The 7,195-nt window shown below is 64.6% G+C and carries 7 protein-coding genes; 4 read left to right on the top strand and 3 right to left on the bottom strand.

The window, feature by feature from the left end; all coding sequences use genetic code 11:
• The coding region (gene frdD, locus BRAS3843_RS11950; protein WP_035981505.1) for a fumarate reductase subunit FrdD at nt 1-344 on the top strand (344 nt) is incomplete at its 5' end.
• Nucleotides 345-379: 35 nt separating this feature from the next.
• Nucleotides 380-1,063: a rhodoquinone biosynthesis methyltransferase RquA gene (rquA, locus tag BRAS3843_RS11945; protein ID WP_008969144.1), complete on the top strand. Its 684-nt coding sequence runs from the start codon at nt 380-382 to the stop codon at nt 1,061-1,063.
• A 14-nt stretch (nt 1,064-1,077) separates the two neighbouring features.
• Here rquA and BRAS3843_RS11940 read toward each other — a convergent pair whose 3' ends face one another.
• The gene (locus tag BRAS3843_RS11940; protein WP_008969143.1) at nt 1,078-2,631 is read right to left on the bottom strand and encodes a winged helix-turn-helix domain-containing tetratricopeptide repeat protein; all 1,554 of its coding nucleotides are present in this window, start codon (nt 2,629-2,631) and stop codon (nt 1,078-1,080) included.
• A 157-nt stretch (nt 2,632-2,788) separates the two neighbouring features.
• On the opposite strand from BRAS3843_RS11940, the gene BRAS3843_RS11935 reads away from it, so the two are divergent.
• Nucleotides 2,789-3,838, top strand: coding sequence for an alpha/beta hydrolase (locus tag BRAS3843_RS11935; RefSeq protein WP_008969142.1), 1,050 nt, complete (start codon nt 2,789-2,791; stop codon nt 3,836-3,838).
• A 114-nt stretch (nt 3,839-3,952) separates the two neighbouring features.
• On the opposite strand, the gene BRAS3843_RS11930 is transcribed toward BRAS3843_RS11935, so the two are convergent.
• Nucleotides 3,953-4,519: a GNAT family N-acetyltransferase gene (locus tag BRAS3843_RS11930; protein ID WP_035981504.1), complete on the bottom strand. Its 567-nt coding sequence runs from the start codon at nt 4,517-4,519 to the stop codon at nt 3,953-3,955.
• A gap of 469 nt (nt 4,520-4,988) precedes the next feature.
• Between BRAS3843_RS11930 and BRAS3843_RS11925 the strand changes: the two genes are divergently transcribed.
• Nucleotides 4,989-6,005, top strand: a complete 1,017-nt coding sequence (locus BRAS3843_RS11925) for a hypothetical protein (protein WP_244425263.1) — start codon at nt 4,989-4,991, stop codon at nt 6,003-6,005.
• Between the two features lie 72 nt (nt 6,006-6,077).
• On the opposite strand, the gene BRAS3843_RS11920 is transcribed toward BRAS3843_RS11925, so the two are convergent.
• The coding region (locus BRAS3843_RS11920; RefSeq protein WP_035981502.1) for an Hsp70 family protein at nt 6,078-7,195 on the bottom strand (1,118 nt) is incomplete at its 5' end.

Raw genomic sequence — 7,195 nt, 5'->3', positions numbered from 1 at the left:
TCTCGCCGGTGTTCTGGCTGCTGTTCGGCGCCGGCGGCATGATGGCTGCGCTGCTCGGTCCCGGACTGATCATCATCACCGGCATCATGATTCCCCATGGCTGGGGCGTTCCGGAGAGCTTTGACAGCTACACGAGTGCGCTGGCCTTCGCCCGCAACCCGCTCGGCAAGCTGGTGCTGCTCGCCGTGATCGCGCTGCTGTTCTGGCACGCGGCGGAGCGTGCCTTCCTCACCCTGCACGACATGCGTGTCGGCCCGGTGCTGCTCTTGCGCTGGGCAACTTATGGGCTCGCGGCCGTGCTGACGCTCGTCGTCACGGCCGTCCTCCTTGCGATCGGCTTCTGATCGCTTTCTCCCTTCCTCATACAGGTGACTGAAACGTGCTCGATGTAACTTCGGCTGAGGCGCTGCTGCCTTCGTATCTTCGCGATGTCTATAGCTGGGCCTATCTCACTCCGTGGCTTGCCGGCTGGCTCGACCGGCAGGTGGTGGTGCAGACCATCCTGTGGGGCAATGCCCAGCGCCTGATTGGCGATGTGCTTGACGAGATCGAGCCGGGTGACCGGGTGTTTCAGGCGGCTGCTGTCTATGGCGATTTCTCGCGCCAGGTCGCGGCCAAGATTGGCCGTCGCGGCCAGCTCGAGGTCCGCGATATCGCGCCGTTGCAGGTGTCGCTGACCCGGCGCAAGCTGTCCGATCTGCCGCAGGCGCATGTCGCGCGCGGCGACGCCGCGGACCCGCAAGAGGAGAGCGCCGATGTGGTCGTGTGCTTCTTCCTGCTGCACGAGGTGCCGGATGCGGTGAAGCTCCAGGTCACCCGCGCCATGCTGGAGTTGGTGGCGCCGGGAGGACGGGCGGTGTTCGTCGACTATCATCGGCCGCATCGCTTTCACCCGCTGAAACCGCTGATGCGCAGGATCTTCGCCTGGCTCGAGCCGTTCGCGACCAGCATGTGGCGGCACGAGATCAAGGATCTTGCCGGACCTCGCGGCGGCGGCTTCCGCTGGCGCAAGCGCACCCGGTTCGGCAGCATGTATCAGGTCGTGGTCGCCGAGCGCATCTGACCGGCCGTGGCCGGTCAGATCGGGATGCCTGCCGCCTTGAGGGCCTCCGCGTAGGTCGCAGCCATCGCCGGAACGGGAAAGGGGATGCGTGCCAGGAAGCCGGAGACCGTCAGCTCCGGCTCGAGCTTTTGCAGCTCCTGCGCGACCTGCGTGGCGCGGGCCAGCTCGCCGATGTTCACCAGCGCCACCACGAGCGCGCGCAATGCGACCGCAAAGCGCCGGTTCTGCGCCAGCGCCTTCTCTGCCCAGAGAATGGCTTGTGCAAGATCGCCGTCGGCGAGTGCGCAGATCGCCATGGCGCCGAAGGCGAACCAGCCGCGCGGATCGCGCGGGTTCAGCCGCATCGCCCGTTCGATCAAGGCGCGGCCGGCGGCTTGGTGGCCGCGCATGGCTTCGATCCAGCCGCCAAGCGTGAGCGCCATGGCGGAATTCGGATTGATCGCGAGCGAGCGGCTGAAGAGCTCGCGCGCCGGCTCGATCTCGTCGGCCATGTTCCAGATCGCGAAGGCCGCCATCCACAGCACCTGCGGATCGTTTGGCGCGAGCTCGGTCGCGCGCCAGGCGAGCGCGACGGCCTTGTCGCGATAGGTTTCGTCCGGCTTGATCCAGCCTTGGAAGTGACGCAGCGCGTGGCAATAGGCGGTCGCCGCCATCGCCGGCGCATAGACCGGATCGATCTGAAGTGCCTGCTCCAGACATGCAATGGCGGCAGCAATGCTGTCGGCGGTGAACGCATCGCGAAGACTCGCGGCCCGGAGCAGCAGGTCGTAGGCCTGCAGCGCGTTCGCAGGCATGGATCGTCGCCGCTCCACCTCCGCCAATTCCAATGTCGGCTCGATCGCCGCCACCACGCGTTCCGTAATGGAATCCTGCAGCGCGAAGACGTCGCCCACATCGCCATCGAAGCGGTCGGCCCAGAGGTGCGCGCCCGTTGCCGCGTCGATCAGCTGGCCGGTGATCCGCAGGCGAGATCCAGCGCGCCGAACGCTGCCTTCCAGCACGTAGCCGACGCCGAGCTCGCGGCCGACCTCGCGAACGTCAACCGGCTTGTTCTTGTAGGTGAAGGTCGAATTGCGCGCGATCACCGCAAGGCCGCCGCAGCGTGACAGCGCGGTGATGATGTCCTCGACCATTCCATCGGCGAAATAATCCTGCTCAGCATCGCCGCTCATGTTCGCAAAGGGCAGCACCGCGATCGCAGGACCTTCGAAACCGCGCGCCGGAGCGGTATCCGAACGCGCGCCCGCTGGTTCGTCGGCCTGCTCGTTGACCTCACCGACGAAGCGAAAGCCCTTGCGCGGGATGGTGCGGATCAGCCGCTGGGCTTCGCCATCGTCGCCGATTGCGGCTCGCGCAGCGCTGATCCGGCTGCTCAAGGTGGCCTCTGAGACAATGCGCCCTTTCCAGACGGCGGCCAGCAGGTCGTCGCGGCTGACGACGCGGTCGCGGGCCCGGATCAGGAACTCCAAGAGGTCGAAAACCTGCGGTTCCATGGCCACCACGCTGTCGCCATGGCGCAGCTCGCGGCGGCCGGGATCAAGGATGAAGTCGTTGAAAGAATAGAGCAAACGTCGGCCTGCCGGCAGTTCGATGGGGGCGTTTGCAATCTAACATGGGTTGGGGCGCGGCAAAATCAGGCGCATCTGAAGGAAAACTCCAAGCCGTCTCCAAGCGGAGCGAAGTAGGTTCGGGCAAGAGCTTGGCCATCCAACCGAGGAGATCGCCATGTCAGAGATCATCAACCATCATCGCCGCCGTCTGCTTGGCGTTGCCGCCGCCGGCATCGCCGCCGCCACGGTCGGACCGATCGCCGCGGCGCAGGCGCAGGGGTTCAAGGCGAAAGCGACCCTGCCTGCGATGAGGACAGGGACTACGACGGCCTTCGGCCCGCTCAAGCAGGTCGATGCCGGGCTCCTCAACGTTGGCTACGCCGAAGCCGGGCCCGCCGACGGCCCCGCGGTGATCCTGCTGCACGGCTGGCCCTATGACATCTACAGCTATGCCGACGTCGCGCCGGCGCTGGCGTCGGCCGGTTATCGCGTCATTGTTCCTTATCTGCGCGGCTATGGCTCGACGCGCTTCCTGTCGGCTGCGACCATGCGGAGCGGCCAGCCGGTGGCCGTTGCAGCCGACATCGTCGCGCTGATGGATGCACTCAAGATCCAGACCGCGACGCTCGCCGGCTATGATTGGGGCGCGCGCACCGCCAACATCATCGCGGCGCTGTGGCCGGAGCGCTGCAAGGCGATGGTCTCGGTGTCGGGCTATCTGATCGGCAGCCAGGAGGCCGGCCGGATGCCGCTGCCGCCGAAGGCGGAGCTGCAATGGTGGTATCAGTTCTACTTCGCGACCGAGCGCGGCCGCGAGGGCTATGCGAAGTACCGGCACGACTTTGCCAAGCTGATCTGGCAGCTCGCCTCGCCACAGTGGAAATTCGACGACGCCACTTTCGACCGCAGCGCAGCCGCCTTCGACAATCCTGATCACGTCGACGTGGTCGTGCACAATTATCGCTGGCGGCTCGCTCTCGCCGAGGGTGAAGCGAAATATGACGAGCTGGAGAAGAAGCTCGCGACGTTCCCGGTCATCGCGGTGCCGACCATCACCATGGAGGGCGACGCCAACGGCGCGCCGCATCCGGAGCCCGAAGCCTATGCGAAAAAGTTCTCCGGGCGCTATGAGCACCGGCTGATCAAGGGCGGCATCGGCCACAACCTGCCGCAGGAGGCGCCGCAGGCCTTTGCGCAGGCCGTGCTCGATGTGGCGGCGGGTTGAGAGGGTTTGTTCGGTTCTCGCGATCACGATGAGAGACCGACAGATATGAGCTCGAATAAGTGAACGAGATGGCCATCGCCGCCGCGGCGGCTGCAGCGCTTCACCTGCAGACCATCATCGCTGTTCCGATCGACGCCATCGTGCCCAGTTGGAGCGCGTGACAATCCATCTTTCGGATTTGGACTCATCATTGTGGTGCGGAAGGTCGATGAAGCCGACAAATTCCGCGCCGGTCTTCTGCTTGACGCGGCGTGATCCTCCGTTCGAAGCGACATTGCAGACGAAGAATTGCTCGATACCGAGAACGTCGAAGGCGAAATCATTCACCGGTGCGATCGCTTCGGTCATCAGTCCGCGGTTCCAGTAAGGCTCGGCCAACCAGAAGCCGCGGTTTCCTTTGCGGGAGTCGGAGCGAGGACGGAAGTGGATATTGCCGGTCGCCTCGCCATCGCCGTCTCGCAGCACAAGAACCCATTGATAGATCTCTTCGCCCGCGGCGATCTTGTCGAGCTGGAGCCTGATGAAGGTCTCGGCTCCGTCGTCGGGATAGGGCCACGGAACGGCGGTCGCGAGATTGCGGATGATGTTCCAGTTGTTGAAATGGCGCTGAATGGCCGGCGCATCCGACAGCGCCAATGGTCGCAGGATCAAACGTCCGGTTTGCAGCAGGGGCGTGCGCATGCCGCAGAGAGTGGCCGTGGCGTACTCAGATTTCAAGCGCAAGCGACGCGATCGACCCGCTTGGCCGGCCATGCCGTACATGCGACTGTTCACTATCATATCGCGACACACGACGGGCGCTGGAGTTGCGCCAAAGAGCAATCACCGCCGATCATACAGGGTTGCGCGTTGATGCGACACGATCTAAAAGGCTTTTCCGCAATTTCAAAACATGGAGGCGATCATGTCGATGTTCGTGCGCTTCCTGGGTTCGCTGCGCGATATTTGATCGCAGTCCCGGGAGATGAATCCCGGTGAGCATCATGCCCATCTGATCGAAACTGCCAGCTGGTCCGCTTCTCGCGGAATTTTTGTCATGTCCGGATATCTGTCGCGGTCCTCGCAGCGGGAGGCCGCAGGATCTGCTGTGCTGCATCGTCAGCTTCAGCGATTTCCTTCCCGTTACCGAGAAGCCGTAGGCTCGCTCGTGATGCGTCATCCGCGCATCGCGGATCTGGCGGTGAGCTTTCCTGCGCTTCTCTTCGCGCTCGCCATTCCGAGGAGAGGCTTCAGTCCTGGGCCGGCACTCGCACGCGTTACCGAAGGGCGTTCGCTGGCGGAGGTCGCTGCCGTAGCTCGCGTGCCGATGTGGCTGCGGAAGCTGCCGCCGGAGGCATTCACGGCTCCGATTGCACGGCTTCCCGACGGTGAGTTGTTTCGGCGTCAGATTGCCAACCATTTGCCGCGCTCGCGCAAGCTGGCAGCCGGCTGGCTGCAGGTCGTGGCCGATGCCGCTGACGTCGCAGATGAGCACGCAGCGGTGTGGGCCGCGCGAGAGTTCGTTCGCAAGCCGCGTCAGGTCAAGCGTGCCAGGTTGCGGCTACTCGGGTTATGGACTTGGTTCTCGCGTCAACCCGCAACCCTCGGGCATGAGCTGATCGAGCGGCCGTGGACGCCGGGGATGGGCCTGCCACAAGCACTCACGGCCGCCGGCCGCTGGCGCGAGATGATCGAGTTGCGCCTAAACCTGGGAAGCGAGCCGATCGCAGATATGTGGCTGCAGACCGGCTGCATCGCCGACTACGAGTTCATTTCCTTGTGCTCCGTTGCGGAGATCGCAGAGGAGGCGGTGGCAATGAAGAATTGCCTTCGGACGTTCGGCGAACATGTTGCGCATAACCGCGCGCGCCTGTGGAGCGTCAGACGGCAGGGGGAGCGGATCGCCACGCTGCGGCTCGGTACCTCCCATGGCGATCCATTGCCGCGCGTCGTCGAACTCAAAGGCCCGAGTAATGCGCAGGTCTCGCGCGAGCTCTGGTGGGTCGCGCGTCGATGGCTTCACATGCATGACCTGTCAACAATCCAACTGGATCGGCCGAGCTGGGGAGCCGTGCCGCTTGATCGTTTCAGCTGGCTTGCGCTTTGGCGGCCCTATTGGCTTGCGAAGCAGCGTATCCCAGATTGGCTGCCGATCGCACCATCGCGCGGCGCTTTGGAGGCGTTATGAGAGCAAATTTGTCCGCTTGCGGATGCCGATCGGATGCGGCTGACCTGTCGTAGTAAATGCAGGCTGCGACTATCAACCGAACTTCCGCCGTGCATCGAGCGCGAGCCCGATGCCGACGCTGCCGAGCAGGTCGGTCTCGGCGACGCGGGCCTCGGGGAACGGCGCCAGGATCGCCTGGCGCAGCAGCGGCACCATGCTCGACCCGCCAGTCAGGAAGATCGTGGTGATGTCGGCGGCCGCGACGCGCGCATCCCTCAGAAGGCGCTGCACCGTCGCAAGGATGCGTTCGACGGCATCAGCAATGGCAGCATCGAATGCTGCGCGTGTGAAGTTGAAACGCGCCCACGCACCGTGATCGGCCAGCGCCGAGACAGCTGTCTCTGCGCGCGTCAGCGCGATCTTGGCCTCCTCGACGCCGATCGCGACCGCATGTCCCTGGCGGGCCTCGATGAGCGCGATGAAACGATCGACAAGATCGCGCCGCGCCGCCTCGTAGCGGATTTGCCGCAGCTCCGGCATCACGTTCTTCTTGTAGAGCTGGTTGATCCGGTGCCAGGTCGCGAGCTCGTGGTAGTAGAGCGAGGGCAGGCTGCGCTTGCCGTCCGCGGTCGCGCTGCCATAACCGAGATGGGGCATCACGCTCTTCAGGCTCAACAGCCGGTCGAAATCGGTGCCGCCGATATGGATGCCGCCATTGGCCAGGATGTCGCCGGCGCGCTCAGCCGTCCTACGCCGCTCGGGCGAGACGCGGACGATTGAGAAGTCGGAGGTGCCGCCGCCGATGTCGGCGATCAGGACCAGTTCTTCGTCGCGAACATGCTGCTCATAATCGAGCGCGGCCGCGATCGGCTCGTACTGGAATGCGATGGTCCGGAAGCCCTGCGCACGCGCAATGTCCTCCAGCGCCCGTTGCGCCTCGGCATCGGCCGCGTCGTCCTTGTCGACGAAGCGCACGGGGCGGCCGAGCACGACTTCCGTGATCTCGCGGTCGAGCTGGCGTTCCATCTGCGACTTCAGGTGCGCGAAATAGAATCCCAGAATGCCCGAGAACGGCACGGCCTTCTGGCGGATATAGGTCTTCTCCTGGATCAGTGCGGTGCCCAGGATGCTCTTCAGCGCGCGCATGAAGCGCCCGTCATGGCCCTTCAGGTAACGATCGATGGCGCTGCGCCCGAAATGGGTGCCGTGAT

The sequence above is a fragment of the Bradyrhizobium sp. STM 3843 genome, from assembly GCF_000239815.1.
Taxonomy (GTDB): Bacteria; Pseudomonadota; Alphaproteobacteria; order Rhizobiales; family Xanthobacteraceae; genus Bradyrhizobium.
The sequence above is the reverse complement of the archived record's forward strand: the minus strand, read 5'-3'. Positions and strand labels throughout refer to the sequence as shown.

Coding starts and splice junctions, on each gene's coding strand:
- BRAS3843_RS11935 (WP_008969142.1), top strand. CDS start 2,789: ATGTCAGAGATCATCAACCATCATCGCCGCCGTCTGCTTGGCGTTGCC.
- BRAS3843_RS11930 (WP_035981504.1), bottom strand. CDS start 4,519: ATGCGCACGCCCCTGCTGCAAACCGGACGTTTGATCCTGCGACCATTG.
- BRAS3843_RS11925 (WP_244425263.1), top strand. CDS start 4,989: ATGCGTCATCCGCGCATCGCGGATCTGGCGGTGAGCTTTCCTGCGCTT.